The following is a 21020-nucleotide window of genomic DNA, read 5'->3' on the forward strand; positions in this document are numbered from 1 at the left end:
TCTTTACCTCAGTTTTTACCTCTCGGTAGAGTACCCTGCATTCTGCGGTAAAGCGCGATCGTGAGACAGGATGCTCACGAGATCCTGTGTTGTAAATGGCTTTTGCAAAAATCCCTGAAAGCCATGTGCTTCTGCTTGGGCAACGACCTCTGTAGAAGCGACTCCGCTCATGGCGATCGCATACAGTTGAGGATTCCACTGCCGCAGAAGGGGTAACGTGGCAAATCCATCCAGCGATGGCATCATCAAATCGAGCAAAACCGTGCGAATTTGAGTTTTGTATTGCGTCAAAAGCTCGATCGCGGCTAAGCCACTCGCAGCGGTCAGCACTTGGTAGTCGTAATCGAGCAGTGTGGCTTGCACAGTTTCACAAATGGCTGCTTCGTCATCGACAATCAAAATTAGGGTCTGTTCACCAGATAACGGTTTGGAATCCAGCGGGGCGGGGGGTTCGATCGTAGAAGTGGCAGGTAGATAAATCTTGAACTGACTGCCTTGATCGATTTGGCTGTGAACATCGACAAATCCGCCATGGCTTCTGACAATGCCGAGCAAAGCGGAGAGTCCTAAACCTGTGCCTTTGCCAATGTCTTTGGTGGTGAAAAAGGGGTCGAAAATTCGCTGAAGATTGTCCGGAGTGATGCCGCTTCCCGTATCCGTCACTGTAACCAAAACGTAAGCCCCGACTTGGGCTTCCAGATGCAAGCGAGCGATCGCGGCGTCGATCGTGACATTCTCAGCTTTAAGCGTCAGCGCTCCGCCGTCGGGCATCGCATCGCGAGCATTCACGCACAGGTTCATTAGGATTTGATGGATCTGAGTGGCATCGCCTGTGATTGGCCAAAGGTCGGGTGCGATGTCTGTGTGAAGGTCGATCGATTTTGGAAAGGTGGGCTGAATGATGTCCTGAATTTCGCGCAGGACGTGACGGAGTTGTAGGCTGACTCGTCGTCCCTCAATGCCTCGCGCAAACGCCAGAATTTGCTTCACGAGATCGGCTCCGCGTCGGGCACTGGTTTCGGCAGTGGTGAGCAGAACGCGGTTTTGGTCGCTGAGATTGGGAAGTTTGAGCGGAAGCAGTTGAGTGACTGCCAGAATTGGAGTCAGAATGTTGTTGAGATCGTGAGCAATTCCGCTTGCTAGGGTTCCGAGGCTGTCGAGCCGTTGCGCTCTGAAAAACTGGGCTTCAAGCTGTTTTTTCTCGGTGATATCCATGTGAATTCCCAGCATTCGTGGCGAATTCAGCTCTGATGCAAAGACGCTGCTTTGAACGGCGATCCAACGAATGCTGCCGTTGGGATGCAGGATACGGAATTCGATGTCGAGTCCGTGGAACTGCGCGATCGCACTTTGGCATTCTTGCTCGATTTTGGCGCGATCGTCCGGGTGAATCAACGCAATCCAATCGGCAGCAGTGCCACCAAAACTATGAGGTACTAAGCCGTAAAGCGCTTCGACCTCGCCTGTCCAAGCCATTGCCTGGGTGTGGAGGTTCCATTCAAAGCTGCCCATTTTTGCGGCTTTTTGTGCGAGTTCTAGCCGCTCTTGGATTTTCTGAGCACGATCGATTTCTTGTTGCAGCCGCTGATTTGCCGTTTCCAGTTCTCTTGTCCGTTCTTGGACGCGATGTTCAAGAATATCGTTTGCTTCTCGGAGCGCTTCTGCTGCTTGTTTGCGCTCGATCGCATATCGAATGGAGCGAATAAAGGTATCCGGATTAATCTGCCGTTTCACGAGATAATCCTGAGCGCCGTGTCGGACGGCGTGAATGGCAAGCTGATCGTCGTTTGTGTTGGTCAGAACCACGATCGGGAGATTGGGAGAATGCCGCAGCATCGTATTCAGCGAATCGAGTCCCGCACTATCTGGCAGCGTGAGATCCAGCAAGACAACATCGAATGCCTCAGATTCCAGCAGCGCGATCGCTTCGCGCATTCGCTGCACTGGGACAAGCTGAAATCGGCATTCGATCGTGTGCTTTAGAATCTCTTGCAACAGTCGCGCTTCTGCTGCATTGTCTTCGACCAGTAGCACTTTGACACAGGGACGCTGTTCTAAGTGGGACTCTGTCCGACTTTGATCGGTAATGTGGCGGTGTCTAGCCAAAACTCTTCAATCCCCCGAATGATTTTGAACAACTGGCTCAGATTGCGGGATTTGGCGATATAGCAATTCACGTGCAGATCGTAGCTCTTATGAATGTCTTCCTCATTGCGCGAGGTCGTCAGCACAACGACGGGAATGTGCTTCAGCAACGGATCAGCTTTGATCTCGGCGAGCACTTCCCGTCCATCCTTCCTCGGCAAATTCAAGTCCAACAGAATCAGGTCTGGGTAAGTTTCCTGACTCTGAAGGAGTTGCATTGCTTCGACCCCATCCCGCGCCACAATAACTTCACATTCAGTTGCGGTGCTTTTGAGCGCTTCCTGGATAAGCCGAATATCGCCTCGGTTATCTTCGATTAAAAAGATAGTTTTTCTTTTGTCCGATCGCATGGCTGGGATCTCGTCCTCCAACGGGGATGGTGAAGTGAAAAGTCGCGCCGTGACCGATTTCCGATTCGACCCAGATGCGTCCGCGATGGCATTCGACAATCTTTTTACAGATGGCTAATCCCATGCCTGATCCGGGATACTCATCACGGGTATGTAACCGCTGAAAGATCACGAAAATACGATCGTTAAATTGCGGCTCGATGCCGATACCGTTGTCTCGGACTGAGAAGAGCCAAGCATCTTCCTGTCGCTGAACGCCAATATGAATGTGTGGCGGCTGATTGCCCTTGAATTTGATCGCATTCCCAATCAAATTTTGGAACAGTTGCATCAATTGAGTCCCGTCTGCCACAATTTGCGGCATTGGATCAAAAGTAATCTGAGTTCCAGTCTCGGCAATGCGTCCACGCAAATTACTCAATGCATGATTCAGAGCCGTTTCCGCATCGGTGAGTTGCCATTCAATACCTTTGAGATCGACTTTTGAATACACCAAAACATCATCGATCAAGGTCTGCATTAAGCTCACACCTTCGACCGCAAAATCGATGAAATCCGTGGCATCTTGATCGAGGGAGTCGTGGTAGCGCATTTCGAGCAGTTGCACATAGTTTGCAACTTGATTCAGCGGCTCTTGTAAATCATGAGAGGCAACATAAGCAAACTTTTTCAGTTCTGCGTTCGATCGCTCTAAATCCTGTGCCAAGAGTGCCAATTCTTCCGCTTGTCGCAGCACGATGTTAACGATCGCTTTTCGTAATTCAAGGGTTGCTTGAATTTCAACGGGTTTCCACGGCAATGAATTCAGCCGAACCGTTTCTTTCCATAATTCAAACGACTTACGCGGACAGAGACGACGTTCATTGCCCACTTCTTGCAGTTCATACGCATGATTGGGATCACCCCCCCAATTCACGGTTTGGATCACTTCGGGGCGGAACCAAAGCACGTAGCTCCGTTTTGAAATGGGAATCGCTAATAATCCGCTAGCGACGTGCTTGAAGCGCTCTGCATCCGAATAAATAGCGGGTAATTCGCTAGTATAAAACACTTCGTCATCGACGTTTTTCGCCAGCCATTGCACTAAGTAATTTAGTTCTTCTTCGGATGGCGTTTGCCCGATCGTTGTCCAGCGTCCTCCAAAACAAATCGCAGCCCCTTTTGCATCTGCTAAATCCAATAAATTCAGCTCAGATTGAATTAAGCCATCAATAAAATTCTCCGCTTCAGACATTGATTCAATCAATGCAGAATGCACTCGTGCTAGGTGCATTCGATAGTGATAATCTGCGGCTTCTTCGCGTGTAGAAATTTCTGCAAAAATGACTCGACCTAAAAATTCGCAAGCCTTACGTAATTCGTAAGAAACGGCTTTCGGGGTGCGATGATGACAGGCAATTAATCCCCAGAGCTTTTGGTCTTTCATCAATGAAATGGTCAGCGATGCGCCTACGCCCATATTGTGCAAATATTCAGTGTGACAGGCGTAAGGACTCCGCAGAATTGATAGCGTTAAATCTGTCGGTTGCTGAGTGACAGGATTATGAGCAGGATAGAGCGAAACGGGTTCAGCATGAGCATCTGGAATCACACGAATCCAGTTTGAGACAAACATCTTACGCGCAGGCTGAGGAATGTCTGATTCTGGGAAATGCAAGCCAAAATAAGGCTCTAGTTCTTCGATTTTCTCTTCTGCAACGACTTCTCCGTGACCATCGCCATCAAATTTGTAGAGCATGACGCGATCGAACCCCGTCACTTTCCGAACTTCTTGCACAATAATCTGACAGAAATCTTGTAGATTTGCTGTTGCTTGTAGCTGATTAATCGAAGCTTTCGCAAGGTGATAGAAGCTTAAAAACGGAATGTTTTCTTGAGCTAATGCAGGCTCTAATTCCAACACTAAGAATCCATCTGCACTCCGATGAAACACTGCATCAAATACGGCGTAATCATCGCCTCTTTTTCTGATCCAAACTCTTGTCGGATTGATAAAGTCCAAATTATCTGCGGCTAATCCTTCCCGAAATCGCTCAACTTGGAATGAATCAAAGATTTCATCGATCGCTTTACCCAACAAATTGCTTGGAGCAATCTGAAGAGCAGAATTCGTATTTCCGCTCACTTGCAGAACAGTTAGATCAGGTTCCTGTAAGACAATTAGAATACCATGCGGCTGAATCTGAGTTAAGCGGTGAATTGAGGGTTGTTTCAAGCTGATTAAGCTACTGGGTTGCGCTTCCAAAGTGATATCGGTCATAGCTGTCCTTACGCCTAGGGCGCGAAAATATTGTGCTTTATGTGGGAGCTTTTCGACCGATGATGCAGAGTTCAAATCTTAAGCTGCCGCATTTCTATTTCTACTCTCAGTCAGCAGCATAACTTAGAAAACTAAGCCAGATTGTTAAATAAAACCGAAGTAATTTTATTTTGAGATCAATTGTTTTTACTTATCTGTATGCTCTGGAGAAATGAGCGCTCACTCTAATGGTAAAGTCACAATTCCTAACCAGAAATCTTTAATTCGTTGAATGATTTGTGATAATTGATCGCGATCCGAAGCTTTAATAACGTAGCTGTTACCTTGCAGCGTATAACTTTGGAAGATTTCTTCTTCTCGATCAGAGCTAGTCAAAATCACAACCGGAATTCGTCTCAGCTTCGGATCGGACTTTAATTCTGTTAATATCTCTTGCCCCGATTTTCCAGGTAAATTCAGGTCGAGTAAAATTAAATCAGGGCGCGGAGCTTCAGAATATTCGCCGCGACGCTGTAAGAAATTGATTGCGCTTGTGCCATCAGCGATCACTTTGACTTGAAAAGCATCTTGCTGAAACGCAGATTGAATTAAAAGCGTATGTTCTGGATTTTCTTCTAGCACTAGAATGAAACGTTCCACGAAAAATCTTCCTCGAATGTAGTCTTGCTAACTTTAGTAAAACATTCTCGATCGCGAACGCTTGGAAATTTGTTAACTTTTTCATATCAACAAGATTGATACAATATTCAGCGAACTGATTTTACTTGCCTGTATGAGCGACCCGACCGATACCATTTTCGGCAAAATCATTCGCAAAGAAATTCCGGCGGATATCGTTTACGAGGATAATCTAGCGCTGGCATTTCGCGACGTGAACCCGCAAGCGCCTGTTCATATTTTGGTGATTCCCAAGCAACCGATCGCCAAACTCTCGGATGCAGAATCTAAAGATCATGCCTTAATGGGGCACCTGCTTCTGACCGCTAAACGAGTTGCAGAACAACAAGGACTGACCAACGGCTATCGTCTTGTGATTAACACAGGTGAAGATGGCGGTCAAACCGTGTATCATTTGCACTTGCATATTTTAGGCGGTCGATCGCTGTCTTGGCCCCCCGGATAGAGGCGGTTTGCGCTACGATCGACAAGAGCGAATCGGAGGAAGGACAACGGTTTACACACGCCCTTTAGCTCGATTGATCGAGCAATTGCAGCACCTCCCTGGTGTTGGCCCCAAATCAGCCCAGCGCTTAGCTTTGCATCTGATCAAACGCCCCGAAGAAGAAGTGAAAGCTTTGGCGATGGCGTTGATGGAAGCGAAGCTACAGGTTGGGTACTGTTCTGTATGCGGTCATTTGTCGGCAGAACCTGTCTGCGAAATTTGTCGATCGCCCCAGCGTGATGCCAAAACGATCTGCGTCGTGGCAGATTCTCGTGATGTGATTGCGCTGGAAAAAACGCGGGAATATCGCGGGAAGTATCACGTTTTAGGTGGATTAATTTCGCCGATCGACGGCATTGGCCCGGAACAACTCAATATCAAGCAATTGGTTCGACGAGTGAGCCAGCAAAAAGTGGAAGAAGTCATTCTTGCCATTAGTCCCAGCGTGGAAGGCGAAACGACAACGCTGTATGTCGGTAGTTTGCTGAAGCCTTTTACCCGTGTGACTCGGATTGCCTTTGGTTTACCGATGGGCGGCGATTTAGAATATGCCGACGAAGTGACGCTGGCACGGGCACTCGAAGGCAGGCGCGAATTGGATTAAGTGCGATCGCCGATCAACTCTGAATCTTGATTGCCGAAAATTGCGTCTTGATGAGCGTAATATTTGTACTCCATCAGATTGCCAAACGGATCAACCAGGAAAAAGGTGCGGTGTTCGAGTGGAGTACCGAGAAAGCGCTGTTTTGGCTGTTGATAAAACGTCAGTTGTTTTTGCTGAGCGCGATCGAGCAAAGCTCTCCAGTCAGCTTCATCGGTAAACACAAGCCCAAAGTGACGCGGGTAGATGCCTGTTTGCGGTGCGATCGCATCAGGTGTAACGTGCGCGACGAGTTGATGACCGTACAGATTCAGAATCGCAGACTGTGCGTTTTCTCTCCCTAAACCACAGCCTAAACCATCTACGTAATAGCTTTTTGTCGTGGGAATATCGCGAACCGGAAACGCTAGATGAAACAGCACTGAAGACATAATCGCGTCAGCCATAGAAATGCCACAATTAATTATGGCGAATTTTTTCTGTGAATTATGCCCCCAATTGCTTCAGACTGGCTCATCGCGATCGTAGTCAACACGGTTCTGCTTGGAGTCGCTGCGATCGTTCCGAAAAAACTGCTCACTCCAGGTGGGCTGGTAAATGCTTGGATTTTAGGAGTCATCATCTGGGGCTGTCTCGGCTGGCAGGGCTATCTTCTAGTGATGTTCTATTTTCTCGTCGGATCTGGTGTGACCTTCGTGGGCAAGGCGCAGAAAGAAGAATTGGGGATTGCAGAAGCGCGATCGGGAGCCAGAGGAGCCGGAAATGTTTGGGGATCAGCGCTCGTTGGTGCAATTTGCGCGATTTTAGTCTTTCTGCTGTCCAATAGTGTTCTTCCGCCGTCGTTGCCTTGGGTTGTGTTGCTGCAATTAGGATTTGTCGCGAGTTTTTGTACCAAGCTATCCGATACTTGCGGCACAGAAATTGGGAAAGCGTATGGTCAACGAACGTTTTTAATTACGACATTGAAGCCGGTGCCGCGTGGAACAGAAGGAGCCGTGAGTTTAGAAGGCACGATCGCAGGTGTGATCGGCTCAATCGCGATCGCGATCGTCGGTTGGTTACTGGGATTAATCAGCCCGATCGGAGTTGTCATTTGTGCGATCGCGGCATTTGTGGCAACTACAATCGAGAGTCTGATTGGAGCCACGATCGAAGATAAAGTCCCATTTCTCACTCACGATGTTGTGAATATTTTGAATACCTTGATTGGTGCGATCGTCGCAATTGCGATCGGACTTGCGTTCTAAAATGGAGAACAAGTCTTCTAGGATGAACTTTGATCAAGCTCAATTTGAGGTGCGCTGTGAATGGGGTCAGCAGGGGGTTTTGCGGTTAGCGCCTATCAGTGATGTTGTCATTATTGTTGATGTTCTTTCGTTTTCGACTTGCATTGAGATTGCAAATCGTCGAGGCGCGATCGTGTTTCCGTATCAGTGGAAAGATGAATCTGCCAACGCATTTGCTCGATCCGTAGGGGCAGAAATTGCCGAAAAGCGTGGCAGTGGGAGGTACTCTTTATCTCCGACTTCGTTGCTTTTGATCGAGCCAGGAACTCGACTGGTGCTTCCCTCTCCAAATGGGTCTTCTTTAAGTCGTATCACAGGCACAACTCCGACTCTAACTGGGTGTTTGAGAAATCATCAAGCTGTTGCGATCGCGGCAATGCAATACGGACGAAGAATCGCGGTGATTCCAGCAGGAGAAACCTGGGAGAACGGTAGCCTGCGTCCTTCTTTCGAGGATTTGATCGGAGCGGGAGCGGTGATCAATGGTTTAAACGGCAGTCGATCACCAGAAGCGGAATTAGCAGTCGCGGCGTATGAAGGGGTCTTGCGATCGCTAAACCATCTGATCAAGCAATGTAGCTCCGGTCAAGAACTAATTCAGCGAGGTTTTGAACAAGATGTCGAGTTGGCAGCAGAGATCAATGTCAGCGATTGTGTTCCTACGTTGATGAATGGAGCATATACAAATTGCATAAATTAACTGATTGAATTTGCGTTAGGAGAGTTCTACAATCACGGGCGTATGATCGCTTGGTTGTTCAAGTTCGCGGGGAGCACGATCGATCACACAAGAAATCGCCCGCTCATAGAGATTCGGTGTCAGGTAATGATGATCAATCCGCCAGCCTGCATTGCGACGGAATCCCGCCGATCGATAATCCCACCAGCTATAGTGTCCACCTTCGGTTGTGAACTTCCGAAACGCATCGGAGAGTCCAAGATCTAAGACATGACGCAATGCTTCCCGCTCTAAATCAGTTGCCATCACTTGCTTCTCACGTCCTTTTGGGTTGTGAATATCAATATCTTCAAGCGCAATATTAAAGTCACCACACACCAGTAAAGATGGAGACTGCTGAAGTAAGGTCTGCAAATATTCGCGCAATACTTTCAACCAACGCAGCTTGTATTCATACTTCTCACTGCCCACGGCTGAACCATTCGGAACATAAAGATCAACAATTCGCACACCATTCAACACGGTACTAATCACCCGCTTTTGATCGTCCAAATCGCCGACAATTTCTGCCGGCAAAATTGCCCCAAACCCTAAATCCACTGCCTGAAGCGGCGATCGACTAATCAGCGCGACCCCGTTATAACTCTTCTGCCCAAACGCATAAGCGTGATACCCAACCGAGGCGATCGCTTCATGCGGAAATAATTCATCGACGACCTTTGTTTCCTGCACACACAGCAGATCGATCGGATTGTCGGTGAGCCACTGGGTTACATGAGCCAGACGAGTCCGAATCGAATTGACATTCCAGGTTGCAATCTTCATGAAGCTCGATCAAATCAAACGGATTCCATCTTCGCATTAAACGAGCGATCGTAACGCCGCTTCTACCTCGCGTGCCGACTGATAGCGATCGTTCGGATTTGGCTCTGTTAGTCGATACAGCACTTCAACCAACTCTGGCAACAGTCCCGGAATCAAATCGGGACTAAAGCGATAATCCTGCTGCCATTGGCGGTAGAACAAGTGCGGCGGCTGACCTGAAATCAAAAACGAGAGTGTGGTGCCGATCGCATATAAATCCGATAAAACGGTTGCTTGTCCAAATTTCTGCTCTGGAGCGAGATAAGTAGCAGCTAGCTTATCTAAACTTAGTCCGCGCACCCCGCCAAAATCAACCAGCGCTAACTGGTAAGAAGAAGTCGAATGCGATCGACAAATAATATTGGAGGGACGGATATCTTGATGGAGAACGGGCAGAGCTTGTGCGTGGAGATAATCCAGAATTTCACACACCTCGATCATCCAATCGACTGCTTGCTTGAGATCGACTTTGCCCCGCTCTAGAATGTGGTGAAAGAGCGTTCTTCCTGCGATCAGTTCTGTGACTAAAAACGGCTGCCCGTCCACGCGAAAAAAATCGCGCCAACGAGGAAGCCCAGGATGATTCAACGATCGCAGCAGCTTTGCCTGCCGCTCGAACAACGACAACGCCTCCGGATGATTCAGCCAACTCGAATGGAGCGTTTTGAGGAGAACGGCTTCGCCCGCATACTGACCTACGTAAGTCACACCCATTTTGCCTCGACTCAAAAGCTTGATCGAGTGATATTGTCCGATCGTGCAGGGATCTGGATTTGCCGATGCATAACTTGACTGGCTTGAGTCCATCGTCGTTTTTGAGGTTAAGCCAATCTTTGACGGTTGTAGCAATTGCGTCTTATCGTCTTCCCCGTGGTAAGCGACGGTATTGCTTACAGCTTGAGCCGGAATACGGGTGGACTCAGAGGCTCGTTTCAGCAGCGCGGGATCGGGACGACCCAAATGAATTTGCAAATTTGGGCCTGAACGTGCCAACCGAAAAATCATGCCATCGCGGATTGGCACTTGTGAAATTCTTTTGCCCTCGTAATACGTGCCGTTTGCGCCCAGGCTAACCAGTTCCCAAGACGAATTGACTCGTCGAATTTCCGCATGGTAGCGAGAAACAACGGCACTGTAGAGGACAACCTGATTATCTGTCGATCGACCCACCCGGACGGTTGAACCGTCATTAAATGTCCAGTGCTGAACGGGCGTTAGCCGATCGGGATGCAAGAGAGTTAGGGTAATCACATTCACGCCACAGAAGCTTGGACGAACAAGAAACGAAGAACGATTTAGATTCAGGAATTCAGTGATGCTTGAGGCTCAGGACAATACTGTACCCTGAAGCTCTACAACTGATGCAGAAATTATTCAGGTCGAGCCAGCAAAAGAGTTTGTGATTGCTCTCAAAATTCCCAGAAGTTCCCCGCTTGCTAACGCTGCTGCTGACTCAACTGCGCTCTATCAATCTATAGCGATGTAAATTCCAAGCTTTGTGCGATCGAGCGTGGCATGAGCGATCGGCGAACAATTTGATTCAACAATCTGATCCACGGATCAGCGAGGCATAAAGAGTAATTCGCGAGCGACTATACTGTACATTTGTGTGGATTTGAGCACACAGCATCAGTTATAGGGAGTAATGCAGATGGCATCCATTCGCGAGTTGCATCAACAACTCATCCGCAAAGAACGATCGGCAGTTGAAATTGTGCAGGAGTCGCTGAATCAGATTCAAGCGCTTGAACCGATGCTGCATAGTTTTTTGCAGGTGACGAGCGATCGCGCTTTGGAACACGCGAAGCAAATTGATGCCAAAATTGCTGCTGGCGAGGAAATTGGATTGCTGGCAGGAATTCCGATTGGCATTAAAGATAATCTCTGTACAAAAGGCGTTCCGACCACTTGCGCCTCTAAGATTCTGCAAAATTTCGTGCCGCCGTATGAATCGAGCGTGACGCAGAAGCTGATCGATGCGGGTGCTGTGATGGTTGGGAAAACCAATCTCGATGAGTTTGCGATGGGCGGCTCGACCGAAACTTCAGCTTATGCAAAAACCGCGAACCCTTGGGATACGTCACGAGTTCCGGGCGGATCGTCGGGGGGATCGGCAGCGGCAGTTGCCGGAGGAGAATGTCCGATCGCGCTTGGCTCCGACACAGGTGGCTCGATTCGGCAACCTGCCTCGTTTTGCGGCATTGTGGGATTGAAGCCGACCTATGGCTTGGTGTCGCGCTATGGTTTGGTGGCGTTTGCGTCGTCGCTGGATCAGATTGGCCCATTTGCGCGATCGGTGGAAGATGCGGCGATTTTGCTGAATGCGATCGCGGGATACGATCCGCGAGATTCCACGAGCCTGAAAGTTGATGTTCCGGATTACACGCAGTTTCTGACTTCAGACCTGAAAGGTAAGCGGGTCGGGGTGATTAAAGAAACGTTTGGAGAAGGACTTGATCCAGAAGTTGAAAAAGCGGTGAATGGCGCGATCGATCAACTCAAAGCATTGGGCGCAGAAGTGAAAGAAATCTCCTGTCCTCGATTCCGTTACGGGATTGCAGCGTACTACATCATTGCACCGTCGGAAGCCTCCGCAAATTTGGCGCGATACGACGGGGTGAAGTATGGAGCGCGGATCGAAGAGGCTGAAAACTTGATGGAGATGTACACGCGGACACGATCGGAAGGATTCGGAGCAGAAGTCAAACGCCGAATTATGATCGGAACCTACGCGCTGTCTGCCGGATATTACGATGCGTATTATCTACAGGCGCAAAAAGTGAGAACGCTAATCAAACAAGATTTTGAGGCAGCGTTTGAGCAAGTCGATGTGCTAGTTTCACCGACTGCACCGACCACTGCATTTAAGCTAGGGGATAAATCTCAAGATCCACTCAGTATGTACCTGATCGATTTGATGACGATTCCGGTGAATCTAGCAGGACTGCCGGGAATGAGTGTGCCTTGTGGATTTGATTCGCAGGGTTTACCGATCGGTCTGCAAATTGTTGGGAATGTCTTGCGTGAAGATCAGGTGTTTCAGGTGGCATCGGCGTATGAGCGATCGACCGATTGGCATACGCGAATTCCTAAACTTTGAGGGACTAGATCATCGTATGAGTATCAGCAACGGTACTCATACAAAAATCAACACTCAAACAAAAATCAATCCAAACAAAACCCCGTATTCCGGTTTGGATAGGACGGGGCAAAAGACGCAGTTAGGAGGTATCTGCTATTCACACTATCGAAGGAAATACTAACTTAGCGCGATCTTAAGATGTTCTTAACGTCTAGATTGGGGAGTGGGTCGCTGACTCCCCGAAATGAACCCGGTTTTCCACTAGCGACTCCAAACGCATCACGCGGCGGCTTGAAAAAACTACAGACGATTTCTGCGGTTCCATCTTGTTCAAATAGCTCCAGAACTTTGTTCGGTTGAATCGCAATTCTCTTACGGCAGTCGTATACCTGCATTGGCTTTACTTCACCATCGACTCGCACTTTGGCACGATACTCCCAATAGTTCTTTGCGCTGCGTTTGATGGTCACAATACAAATTTCGTGGTTGTCTAAGGTTCGACAAGGTGCTGCCTGCACCGGTAATGTCACATTAATGAACAGAATAATCAGAATTAAAAGTCGCATTTCAGCCGCTAGCTAATTTGTGTGCATGTCGTGTTGTTTCTGGTAATCGATATTTTGTGGTGCAACCCATCACATAAGCGATCGCTGTTTCTAAACTAATCCGATGTCCAGAAGAAATATAAAGCGGATTGGTGCCGATGCGAGTTCGCAGAACGGCTCCGATCGTGTCGCCTTTATGTAGCAGTGGCACCCATTTACCGCGTTGGTTTGGCACTTCTGCATAAGTTCCGACTAATCGGGATTTTGCAACCCCGACCGCAGGTAAATTCGTCAACACTCCCAAATGACAGGCGATGCCAAATCGTCTTGGATGCGCCAATCCTTGACCATCACACAGCAACAAATCGGGAGTGGTTTGAAGTTGCTCCAGCGCATCTAGCACCGCAGGCACTTCTCGAAACGAGAGAAACCCCGGAATGTAGGGGAAGGTTGTCGGACGACGAGCGATCGCGCTTTCATGAAGCTTTAACTCTGGATAAGACAACACCGCGACAGCCGCTCGCGTGACGGTGCCCTCGCTCTCGAATCCCACATCGATCCCCGCAACAAACTGAACCACACCAAACTGATCTTGGGTGATGACTTCTTGACGAAGTTCCTGTTGGATTGGGATGGCTGCTTCTGCCGTCAGCGCCCACTCATGTCGTGGTTCAATTTTCATGACTGCTTCGTGTATGATTTTGTCGATCGACCTACAATGCACTATTATCTCTTTCCAGGGCTGCGATGCTAGGACGACTTCTCGATGGACGATACAGAATTATTCAGGCTCTAGGTTCGGGCGGCTTTGGGCAGACGTACATCGCAGAAGATACCCGTCGTCCCGGAAATCCGCGCTGTGTGCTGAAGCATTTGAGCTTTTCGAGCTACGATGAAGCGATTTTGCGGCAGGTGCGCCGCATGTTTTACGCTGAGGCGGATACGCTGGAAAAATTAGGCAAGCACGACCAAATTCCGCAACTGCTGGCGTATTTTGAACAAGACCACGAGTTTTATCTGGTGCAAGAATTCATTCAGGGGCATCCCCTGAGCGATGAAATTACTGGCGGTCACCGACTTTCAGAAGCTCAAGTGATTGAACTACTCGAAGATGTCACGCGAGTTCTTGATTTTGTGCATCAACAGGGTGTGATTCATCGCGATCTCAAACCTGAAAACCTGATTCGCCGCGATCGCGATGAAAAGCTGGTGCTGATCGATTTTGGAGCCGTTAAAACCATTGTTGAGACCTCGATTGCAGAAACGCAGGTGCAAACCCAAGTTAGCCTTCCCGTATACACCACAGGCTATGCTGCTAGCGAACAATGCCTCGGAAAACCAAGATATAACAGTGACTTCTATTCGTTAGGAATCATTGCCATTCAAGCTCTAACTGGAATGCGTCCTTCCCAGTTTGCCCACGATCCCCGGACTTACAGCCTCGTCTGGCGTGAACACGCAAACGTGAGCGACGAGCTTGCGGATGTGATCGAGAAAATGACGCAGTTTCACTTTAACGATCGCTATCAAACCGCCTCAGAGGTATTCGCCGCATTAGCGCAAGTCAAGTCTGCGACCTTTACGCAAGTTCCCCTCTCAAAAATTGGTCGCCCTCCGCGCGCTCGTCGCTCAAAAAAGTCTTTCAAATTTGCGGCGATCGGGCTGGGAGCTGCGTCAATCGTCGGGATTGCTATCTGGGCATTAACGCGCCCCGCTGCAACACCCGTAGTCGAGCAGGCGGCACAACAACTTAGTTTTGGGGAAATCGGACTCAATCCACTTTCACAAACGCCGCTGAAGCAAGCCGCGATCGACAAAATGAGGAGCGGCAATTTTTCTGAAGCGGTGAAGCTCTTCGAGAAAGCACGACGCGCAGATAAATCTGATCCCGAAACCTTAATCTATTTGAACAATGCCCGCATCGGCAACCATCAAGCTCATACCATTGCGGTAGTGATCCCGGTTCGCACTCAACCTCAGTCTTCGATCGAAGTACTACGTGGCGTTGCTCAAGCGCAAGATCGAATCAATCAAACCAAAAGTATAAAGCTACGAGTTGCGGTGGCGTGGGATGACTCTGATCCTAGACTCGCAAGCACGATCGCAACTCAGTTGGTGAACGATCCAAAAGTTCTCGGCGTGATTGGACATGGAACCAGCGACACAACCTATGCAGCCGGAAAAATCTATCAAGCCGGGGAACTGGTTGCTATTTCTCCGGTTAGCTCGGCAAAAGATTTGTCGGGCTTTAGTCGCTATGTGTTTCGCACGATGCCGAGTGATGAATTGCCTGCTAAACAGCTTGCCGCCTACCTAACTAAACGGCTGAACAAACGAAAGGTCGCCATCTTCTTCAATTCCAAAAATCGCTACAGTCGATCGCTCACCGACTCGTTTAAAGATGCGCTCTACTATGGGGATCGAGGGCAAGTCGTGGATCAAATTGATTTAAGTGATCCCGCGATCGAGATTGCCGATAGAGTGAACCAAGCGAGGAGAAAGGGGGCACAAGCTATCCTGCTGGCTCCTAACAGCGAATTGCTCGATCGAGCGCTGCTTGTGATTAACGCCAATCAAAAACGGTTGCCGATTCTGGCAGGAGATGCCCTTTATAGCTCCCGGATTCTTACAGAACTGGGAAATCTTGCAGCAGGAATGGTCGTTGCAATTCCCGCAGCACAAACTCAGCTACAGAATTCGCCGTTTGAGCAGCAAGCGCGATCGGTTTGGGGCAAGCCTGCACCTTGGCGATCGGCACTCGGCTATGATGCGGCTCAAGCGTTCATTGCAGCGCTGCAAAAAGCGCCCACCCGGAACGGCATTCGCGCTGCACTTTCAACCCCGGAATTCACCACGATCGGAGCAGTCAATCCCGTCAATTTCACCCCGAACGGCGATCGCGAAATGGCGATCGTGCTAGTGCGGGTGACTCCGGCAAAATCTGGGCGATTTGTGTTCCGACCGGTCATGAAGTAGCGCTATTTTACAGGCTGAGTCACAGGTTGAGTTGTAGGGGCGGGTGTGACGGATGCGGGTTGGGATTGCAGCAGAACTTGGCGACGCTTGAGGAATTCAGCAGTTGCAGCGTCTAGGCTATCTCGCTGCTGCTGTCGGAAGGCATCGGGGTCGATCGAGGTTTGAGTCGCACGCTGAATTAGCTCCATCAAACCCGTGCTGGGGTTTTCGCCGCGATTGTTAAACAGATTACTCAAAGAATCTTGGGACTGCGGATCACGAAGCAAATCAGCGCTACTGGGTGCTTGTTGAGCGTGAGCCGGTTGCGCGAGTGCGAACGCAGCACCCAATCCTGCAATGAATCCAAATGCCAATGCTTTCCTAGACATGAAACAACTCCCCGTTTGCGATGGTTTGAATGACTTTGCCCTACTGACATTCTACTGAGGACAAATTGTGATGACGAATTGTTTTGGAAATTTCTCCCATCACAACCCCTAATTCTCAGAATAGAAAATCTCTACGGTTAGATGAAACTGTTGCACTTACAAATCTGTCACAGGAGGGATGTACGAAACTCCAGCTTCGTGAGATTGTATAGGAGTGTGAGGAGATTGATTCAAGTTTCAAAAGCCTTTGAAGTCGAAACACGGCAAGACGTTCAAAGGCTTTTGTTTTGCGAAGAATCTGAACGATCGAGCTTCTCGAACTCCTGCCAGCAGAGGTACAGCGATCGTGGCACATGAAAGCAGCCTTTCCACTTGCCGCCCTTCAGATTGAGTAGCACTTCGCCGCGTCGATTGAGATAGCCAAACCATTCACCATACTCTCGATCGGCAAAGTGGTTCCAACTGTAATCGTGGACTTTTTCGTACCAGTTCCAGCATTCTGCACGTCCGGTCAGACGATACCCCATGACCAGTGCGACTAATGTTTCAACATGAACCCACCAGAGCTTTTGATCCCACTCTAGCTGTTGAGTAGGATAGCCTTTGATATCAAGGAAGTAATAGATTCCGCCATAGGTTTGATCCCAAGCAAACTCTAGTGTATTGATTACAACGTCAACACATTGGTTAATCAAGTCCAGATTATTGCTGCGTTCGGCGATATCCATCATGAACCACATCGCCTCAATACCATGACCCGGATTAATCAAGCGACCTTCAAAAGAATCGATGTGGGAGCCATCTGGAGCAACATTTTCGTAAAGTAAGTTCTGATCCAAAAAATCAGTCATCACTTCTTGAACCGTTGCTTTAAGCACTTGTTCTAGCGTTTCCTGGGGTAGTAACCATTCCATCTCTAGCGTTAAATTTGCAAGGATCATCGGGACGGATAACCCTTTCATCGATCGCGTTCCCGGATACGCTTTGTTATAAACTCCTTTTGGGTTGTTCTGCCGACGCAAGACGTTCTGATATGCCTGCAGTGCAACCTCTCGCGCCCAGTCCTGACCGGATGCTAACGCAAATTGACTAAACGCCATCGCTGCAAAACAGTCAGAGAAGATATTGTACGGCTGAATCAAGGGTTGACCCGAACGATCGAGCGAAAAATACCAGTTGCCCTCAGCGTCGCGCCCATGTTTTGCTAAAAATTTCGCGCCATGTTCTGCGATGTCTAACCACTCGGATCGCGGCTCCAATCGGTTGCACAACATCGAAAACATCCAAATCTGGCGGTTTTGCAACCAGATAAATTTATCCGTATCGTAGACACTCCCGGTGCGATCGAGGCAGGTAAAATAGCCGCCTTGCGGATCGATCGAATGCTTCTGCCAAAATGGAAGTACATCATTGAGGAGCGCAGTTTTGTACAGGTCTGCTAACTGCTGAAAATCGCGCTCCATATCACCGCTCCGTAAAATCAGCCTTTATTTTAGAACGGGATGTCGTCTAACTCAGGTTGAGATTCAAGCGCTGGAGCGGTAGGTGCTTTGAGGGTGCGTTTCGGGGTCGTGGCGGCAGGTGACGGAGTGCTGGGAGCGCGAGTCGGGGCTTCAGTCGTGACGCTACTAGAGATCGATGCGCCGTTTAGAGCGTGAATTCTTTGAATGGTTAATTCTGCTTGCTTCTCTTTGAAGCCTTCAGGGCGATCGACGGTATTCATCGTCAAGCGCCCTTCTAGAATCACGCGATCGCCTTGGTGATAGTTTGCTTGAATTTCTTGCGCGAGGTTGCCCCAGCCCACTGCTTTAAGCTGAGTTGCCGGATCTTCGGGGCGGAGTCCAGCAAACTCCACTCGTAACTCCGCGATCGGGGTTTGGTTGTCGGAGGTGAATCGAAGCTGCGGTTCCTGAATGATGTCCGCTAACAAAATGATGCTGTTCATAGACCTGTGAAAAGTGGGTGAACGTTATTCTACTGCCTTGGCTGATTTTGTAAGAAGCGATATTTTAGTACACATGCTCTATTCTAGCTTCTTCGATGCCTTGTTCTTGGTAAACAAACTCTTGCACTTTCAGCCGATATTCGCGCAAAATTTCATCGACCCAGCCGCGATTTGGGCTATTGGCGTAAACGTGAATTAAGGGTTCCGTGGCATCCGGTAAAATCAGCACCCAGCTATCGCTGCGATCGGGATTAAAAATCTTCACGCCGTCAAACGTCTCTAACATTTCGGCGGGATGACTTTCGACTAAATGCCGCATCAGCGCTCCCTTAATTGTCCAGGGACAGCGCACCGAATAGGTTTTGTGCGACACACGCGGACACTCTGCCCGAATTTGTGCCAGAGTGCGGTCTTGCAGCGTCAGCATCTCGATCAGTTTCGCAATGCAGAACATCGCATCGAAGCCAGGATGCAGTTGCGGAAAGATAAAGCCCATTTCGCCGCTACCCCCTAAAACCGTGTTGCCGTGAGCATGACAGGCTTCCATTAGCGACGTTGGACTCGCTTTGGTGCGTACCACTTTGCCATCGTGACGACGAGCAATTTGCTCGATCGCGCTCGACGCATGAACCGGAACCACGATCGTCCCCCGCGGATTTGATGTCAACATCATATCGACCATCAGCGCCGTCAGCGTTTCACCCCGAATTGGGCTGCCTGTTTCATCCACAAGAATCAACTGTTCCCCGTTAGCCGAAACTTGCACCCCAAAGGTTGCTTTTAGCGCTTCGACGACGTGACCGAGCTGATTGAGCAGAGATTCACGATCGTTGACCGAGGGAGCCGTTTGCGTCAGACTGGCATTCAATACGACTGCATCACAGCCAAATTTTGCCAATAGCTGTGGCAAGACTGCACCAGAAACCGCATAAGCGTAATCAATCACAACTTTCGAGCTACTGTGCTGCACCGCTTGAATGTTCAAATGCCGCTCAAATCCACGGCTGTAGATTTCAGTTGCTTGATTGACGCTCACCACGCCGCCAATTTCTTGAATCGGAGCGCGGCGAAAATCTTCCTTGAAAAATGCGCCTTCGATCTTTTTCTCGATCGCTTTCGAGACGTTAATTCCAATGCGATCGAAAAACTCAATCAAAATGTGATCGGATTTTTCTGGATGAATCCGAATGTGTAAACCGCCTGCGACACCGAGCGTGGGAACGACCGATCGCGACACGGGAATTGCTGTCGCTTCGAGGTTTTGCACATTAATTCCAACCGACATCAAGCCTGCAATCATCGATCGTGACACCATGCGAGAAATCGTTCTTTGATCTCGTGAAACCGTCACCTGTGATCCCGGTTTGAGCGTTGAGCCATAGGCTGCTCCCAGCTTCACGGCAAATTCTGGAATGATATCGACGTTGGCGAGTCCAGAAACACCGCGCTGACCAAATAAATTCCGGTGTGCTGTGTAGCCCCAAATTAAATTGGTGTTGAGCGTTGCGCCTGCTTCTACATTTTTACTGGGCCAAACGCGCACACTGGGGCCAATCAGCGCTTCTTCTCCGACAGATGAAAGTGGCCCTACCACTGCGCCTTCTAGAACGTGCGATCGACGATCGATTCTCGCTCCTCGCGCAATCACACAGGCGCGTAAATGCACTTCATCCCCGATCAAGGCACCGTTCCAGATGATCGGGCGCTTCAAATCTGCTTCTGCCCCGATCGTCACGTTATCTCCAATTGCGGTTCCGGCTTCGATCGTCACCCGCGCTCCAATCCGGCAGTTATTGCCAATAATTGCCGGTGTTTCAATTCGCGCTGAAGGATCGATATAGGTGTTGTCTCCCACCCATAATCCGGGCGATCGCTCGACGTAATCGAACTCTAATTTCACCTTGCGCGATAGTCCTGCATACTGCGCTTCCCGATACGCATCTAAATGCCCGACATCGCACCAATAGCCTTCTGCAATGTAGCCATACATCGGCTCACCTTTATCCAGCAGAAGCGGGAACAGATCTTTTGAAAAGTCTGCCTCTTCGTTGTCCGGCAAATACTTCAGCACATCCGGCTCAAGAATATAAATTCCGGTATTCACCGTATCCGAGAAAATCTCACTGCTCGAAGGTTTTTCTAAGAAGCGACGAATGCGGTAATCTTCATCTGTGATTACCACACCGAACTCGATCGGATTCTGTACTCGCGTCAACACTAAGGTTGCTTTCGATCCCTTGCGGTAGTGGAACTCGATCGCAGCACTCAGGTCAAAATCGGTAACACTATCGCCGCTGATCACCAAAAACGTATCCTCGAGCAATTCCGCAATATTTTTAACGCAACCAGCGGTTCCTAAAGGCTGATCTTCCTCAACCGCATAAGTCATTTGCACCCCGAACTCACTGCCATCCTGAAAGTAATCACGCATCACATCCGGGAGATAGTGCAGCGTTGCGATCACTTCCCGAATGTGGTGGCGTTGCAGCAGGTTGATAATATGTTGCGCGATCGGACGGTTGAGAATCGGAACCATCGGTTTTGGCAGGTCACAGGTGAGCGGTCTCAGTCGAGTTCCCGATCCACCTGCCATTAACACTGCTCTCATACAGTCTCCTTCATACTTTCTCGATTTGTGCGATCGCTCTTTATTCAATTTGACAGCGCTAGCTTTTTTCGGACAGGAATCTCACAATTATTAGCAAATGTGAAGTCCCCCCGACTCTGCATTTCGATTGTTAGAATCTGAAAAGAAAA

19 protein-coding genes are annotated in these 21020 nt (G+C 49.1%); 6 read left to right on the forward strand and 13 right to left on the reverse strand.

Annotation, left to right across the window (positions count from 1 at the left end; all coding sequences use genetic code 11):
* Window positions 1–15: 15 nt before the first annotated feature.
* The 4 genes from H6F51_21625 to H6F51_21640 form a co-directional block, all read right to left on the reverse strand.
* On the reverse strand, window positions 16–2106 hold the full coding sequence (locus H6F51_21625) for a response regulator (protein ID MBD1825070.1): 2091 nt from the start codon (window positions 2104–2106) through the stop codon (window positions 16–18).
* Window positions 2055–2495: a response regulator gene (locus H6F51_21630; protein ID MBD1825071.1), complete on the reverse strand. Its 441-nt coding sequence runs from the start codon at window positions 2493–2495 to the stop codon at window positions 2055–2057. The genes H6F51_21625 and H6F51_21630 overlap by 52 nt, the downstream gene beginning before the upstream one ends.
* The gene (locus H6F51_21635) at window positions 2452–4755 is read right to left on the reverse strand and encodes a GAF domain-containing protein (GenBank protein ID MBD1825072.1); all 2304 of its coding nucleotides are present in this window, start codon (window positions 4753–4755) and stop codon (window positions 2452–2454) included. The genes H6F51_21630 and H6F51_21635 overlap by 44 nt, the downstream gene beginning before the upstream one ends.
* Window positions 4756–4974: 219 nt before the next feature.
* A complete protein-coding gene (locus H6F51_21640) occupies window positions 4975–5412 on the reverse strand; it encodes a response regulator (GenBank protein MBD1825073.1) in 438 nt (145 codons plus the stop codon).
* 115 nt (window positions 5413–5527) lie between these two features.
* Here H6F51_21640 and H6F51_21645 point away from each other — a divergent pair, with 115 nt between their 5' ends.
* Entirely contained in the window at window positions 5528–5878 is a 351-nt protein-coding gene (locus H6F51_21645; GenBank protein ID MBD1825074.1) for a histidine triad nucleotide-binding protein, read from the forward strand.
* A gap of 31 nt (window positions 5879–5909) precedes the next feature.
* Window positions 5910–6521, forward strand: coding sequence for a recombination protein RecR (gene recR, locus H6F51_21650; GenBank protein ID MBD1825075.1), 612 nt, complete (start codon window positions 5910–5912; stop codon window positions 6519–6521).
* On the opposite strand, the gene H6F51_21655 is transcribed toward recR, so the two are convergent.
* Window positions 6518–6949, reverse strand: a complete 432-nt coding sequence (locus H6F51_21655) for a VOC family protein (GenBank protein ID MBD1825076.1) — start codon at window positions 6947–6949, stop codon at window positions 6518–6520. The genes recR and H6F51_21655 overlap by 4 nt on opposite strands.
* A 57-nt stretch (window positions 6950–7006) precedes the next feature.
* On the opposite strand from H6F51_21655, the gene H6F51_21660 reads away from it, so the two are divergent.
* Together H6F51_21660 and H6F51_21665 are read left to right on the forward strand one after the other, a co-directional pair.
* Window positions 7007–7765 carry a TIGR00297 family protein gene (locus H6F51_21660; protein MBD1825077.1) on the forward strand — a complete coding sequence of 253 codons (759 nt, stop codon included), beginning with the start codon at window positions 7007–7009 and terminating at the stop codon, window positions 7763–7765.
* 22 nt (window positions 7766–7787) lie between these two features.
* Window positions 7788–8504, forward strand: coding sequence for a 2-phosphosulfolactate phosphatase (locus H6F51_21665; GenBank protein ID MBD1825078.1), 717 nt, complete (start codon window positions 7788–7790; stop codon window positions 8502–8504).
* Window positions 8505–8519: 15 nt separating this feature from the next.
* On the opposite strand, the gene xth is transcribed toward H6F51_21665, so the two are convergent.
* A complete protein-coding gene (gene xth, locus H6F51_21670) occupies window positions 8520–9308 on the reverse strand; it encodes an exodeoxyribonuclease III (protein ID MBD1825079.1) in 789 nt (262 codons plus the stop codon).
* Window positions 9309–9344: 36 nt separating this feature from the next.
* Window positions 9345–10598 carry an FHA domain-containing protein gene (locus H6F51_21675; protein ID MBD1825080.1) on the reverse strand — a complete coding sequence of 418 codons (1254 nt, stop codon included), beginning with the start codon at window positions 10596–10598 and terminating at the stop codon, window positions 9345–9347.
* Window positions 10599–10998: 400 nt separating this feature from the next.
* On the opposite strand from H6F51_21675, the gene gatA reads away from it, so the two are divergent.
* Window positions 10999–12447: an Asp-tRNA(Asn)/Glu-tRNA(Gln) amidotransferase subunit GatA gene (gene gatA, locus H6F51_21680; GenBank protein ID MBD1825081.1), complete on the forward strand. Its 1449-nt coding sequence runs from the start codon at window positions 10999–11001 to the stop codon at window positions 12445–12447.
* Between the two features lie 164 nt (window positions 12448–12611).
* Here the strand turns inward: gatA and H6F51_21685 are convergent, their stop codons facing one another.
* Complete coding sequence (locus tag H6F51_21685; GenBank protein ID MBD1825082.1) at window positions 12612–12995, reverse strand: hypothetical protein; 384 nt, start codon at window positions 12993–12995, stop codon at window positions 12612–12614.
* Window position 12996: 1 nt separating this feature from the next.
* On the reverse strand, window positions 12997–13656 hold the full coding sequence (gene nfi, locus H6F51_21690) for a deoxyribonuclease V (GenBank protein MBD1825083.1): 660 nt from the start codon (window positions 13654–13656) through the stop codon (window positions 12997–12999).
* A 65-nt stretch (window positions 13657–13721) separates the two neighbouring features.
* Here nfi and H6F51_21695 point away from each other — a divergent pair, with 65 nt between their 5' ends.
* Window positions 13722–15950: an ABC transporter substrate-binding protein gene (locus H6F51_21695; GenBank protein MBD1825084.1), complete on the forward strand. Its 2229-nt coding sequence runs from the start codon at window positions 13722–13724 to the stop codon at window positions 15948–15950.
* Between the two features lie 2 nt (window positions 15951–15952).
* Here the strand turns inward: H6F51_21695 and H6F51_21700 are convergent, their stop codons facing one another.
* From H6F51_21700 to H6F51_21715, 4 genes are all read right to left on the reverse strand, one after another.
* The gene (locus H6F51_21700; GenBank protein MBD1825085.1) at window positions 15953–16318 is read right to left on the reverse strand and encodes a hypothetical protein; all 366 of its coding nucleotides are present in this window, start codon (window positions 16316–16318) and stop codon (window positions 15953–15955) included.
* 272 nt (window positions 16319–16590) lie between these two features.
* Window positions 16591–17781, reverse strand: coding sequence for an AGE family epimerase/isomerase (locus tag H6F51_21705; protein MBD1825086.1), 1191 nt, complete (start codon window positions 17779–17781; stop codon window positions 16591–16593).
* Between the two features lie 29 nt (window positions 17782–17810).
* Window positions 17811–18263 carry a single-stranded DNA-binding protein gene (locus tag H6F51_21710; GenBank protein ID MBD1825087.1) on the reverse strand — a complete coding sequence of 151 codons (453 nt, stop codon included), beginning with the start codon at window positions 18261–18263 and terminating at the stop codon, window positions 17811–17813.
* Window positions 18264–18327: 64 nt separating this feature from the next.
* Complete coding sequence (locus H6F51_21715; protein ID MBD1825088.1) at window positions 18328–20871, reverse strand: NTP transferase domain-containing protein; 2544 nt, start codon at window positions 20869–20871, stop codon at window positions 18328–18330.
* Window positions 20872–21020 lie beyond the last annotated feature (149 nt).

The sequence above is a fragment of the Cyanobacteria bacterium FACHB-DQ100 genome (genome assembly GCA_014695195.1).
GTDB lineage: Bacteria > Cyanobacteriota > Cyanobacteriia > Leptolyngbyales > Leptolyngbyaceae > Leptolyngbya.

What these genes read in the sequence shown, in the direction of transcription:
- H6F51_21630 (MBD1825071.1), bottom strand. Translation starts at nt 2,495, where the DNA reads ATGCGATCGGACAAAAGAAAAACTATCTTTTTAATCGAAGATAACCGA.
- H6F51_21635 (MBD1825072.1), bottom strand. Translation starts at nt 4,755, where the DNA reads ATGACCGATATCACTTTGGAAGCGCAACCCAGTAGCTTAATCAGCTTG.
- H6F51_21645 (MBD1825074.1), top strand. Translation starts at nt 5,528, where the DNA reads ATGAGCGACCCGACCGATACCATTTTCGGCAAAATCATTCGCAAAGAA.
- H6F51_21655 (MBD1825076.1), bottom strand. Translation starts at nt 6,949, where the DNA reads ATGTCTTCAGTGCTGTTTCATCTAGCGTTTCCGGTTCGCGATATTCCC.
- H6F51_21660 (MBD1825077.1), top strand. Translation starts at nt 7,007, where the DNA reads ATGCCCCCAATTGCTTCAGACTGGCTCATCGCGATCGTAGTCAACACG.
- H6F51_21665 (MBD1825078.1), top strand. Translation starts at nt 7,788, where the DNA reads ATGAACTTTGATCAAGCTCAATTTGAGGTGCGCTGTGAATGGGGTCAG.
- xth (MBD1825079.1), bottom strand. Translation starts at nt 9,308, where the DNA reads ATGAAGATTGCAACCTGGAATGTCAATTCGATTCGGACTCGTCTGGCT.
- gatA (MBD1825081.1), top strand. Translation starts at nt 10,999, where the DNA reads ATGGCATCCATTCGCGAGTTGCATCAACAACTCATCCGCAAAGAACGA.
- H6F51_21685 (MBD1825082.1), bottom strand. Translation starts at nt 12,995, where the DNA reads ATGCGACTTTTAATTCTGATTATTCTGTTCATTAATGTGACATTACCG.
- nfi (MBD1825083.1), bottom strand. Translation starts at nt 13,656, where the DNA reads ATGAAAATTGAACCACGACATGAGTGGGCGCTGACGGCAGAAGCAGCC.
- H6F51_21695 (MBD1825084.1), top strand. Translation starts at nt 13,722, where the DNA reads ATGCTAGGACGACTTCTCGATGGACGATACAGAATTATTCAGGCTCTA.
- H6F51_21700 (MBD1825085.1), bottom strand. Translation starts at nt 16,318, where the DNA reads ATGTCTAGGAAAGCATTGGCATTTGGATTCATTGCAGGATTGGGTGCT.
- H6F51_21705 (MBD1825086.1), bottom strand. Translation starts at nt 17,781, where the DNA reads ATGGAGCGCGATTTTCAGCAGTTAGCAGACCTGTACAAAACTGCGCTC.
- H6F51_21710 (MBD1825087.1), bottom strand. Translation starts at nt 18,263, where the DNA reads ATGAACAGCATCATTTTGTTAGCGGACATCATTCAGGAACCGCAGCTT.
- H6F51_21715 (MBD1825088.1), bottom strand. Translation starts at nt 20,871, where the DNA reads ATGAGAGCAGTGTTAATGGCAGGTGGATCGGGAACTCGACTGAGACCG.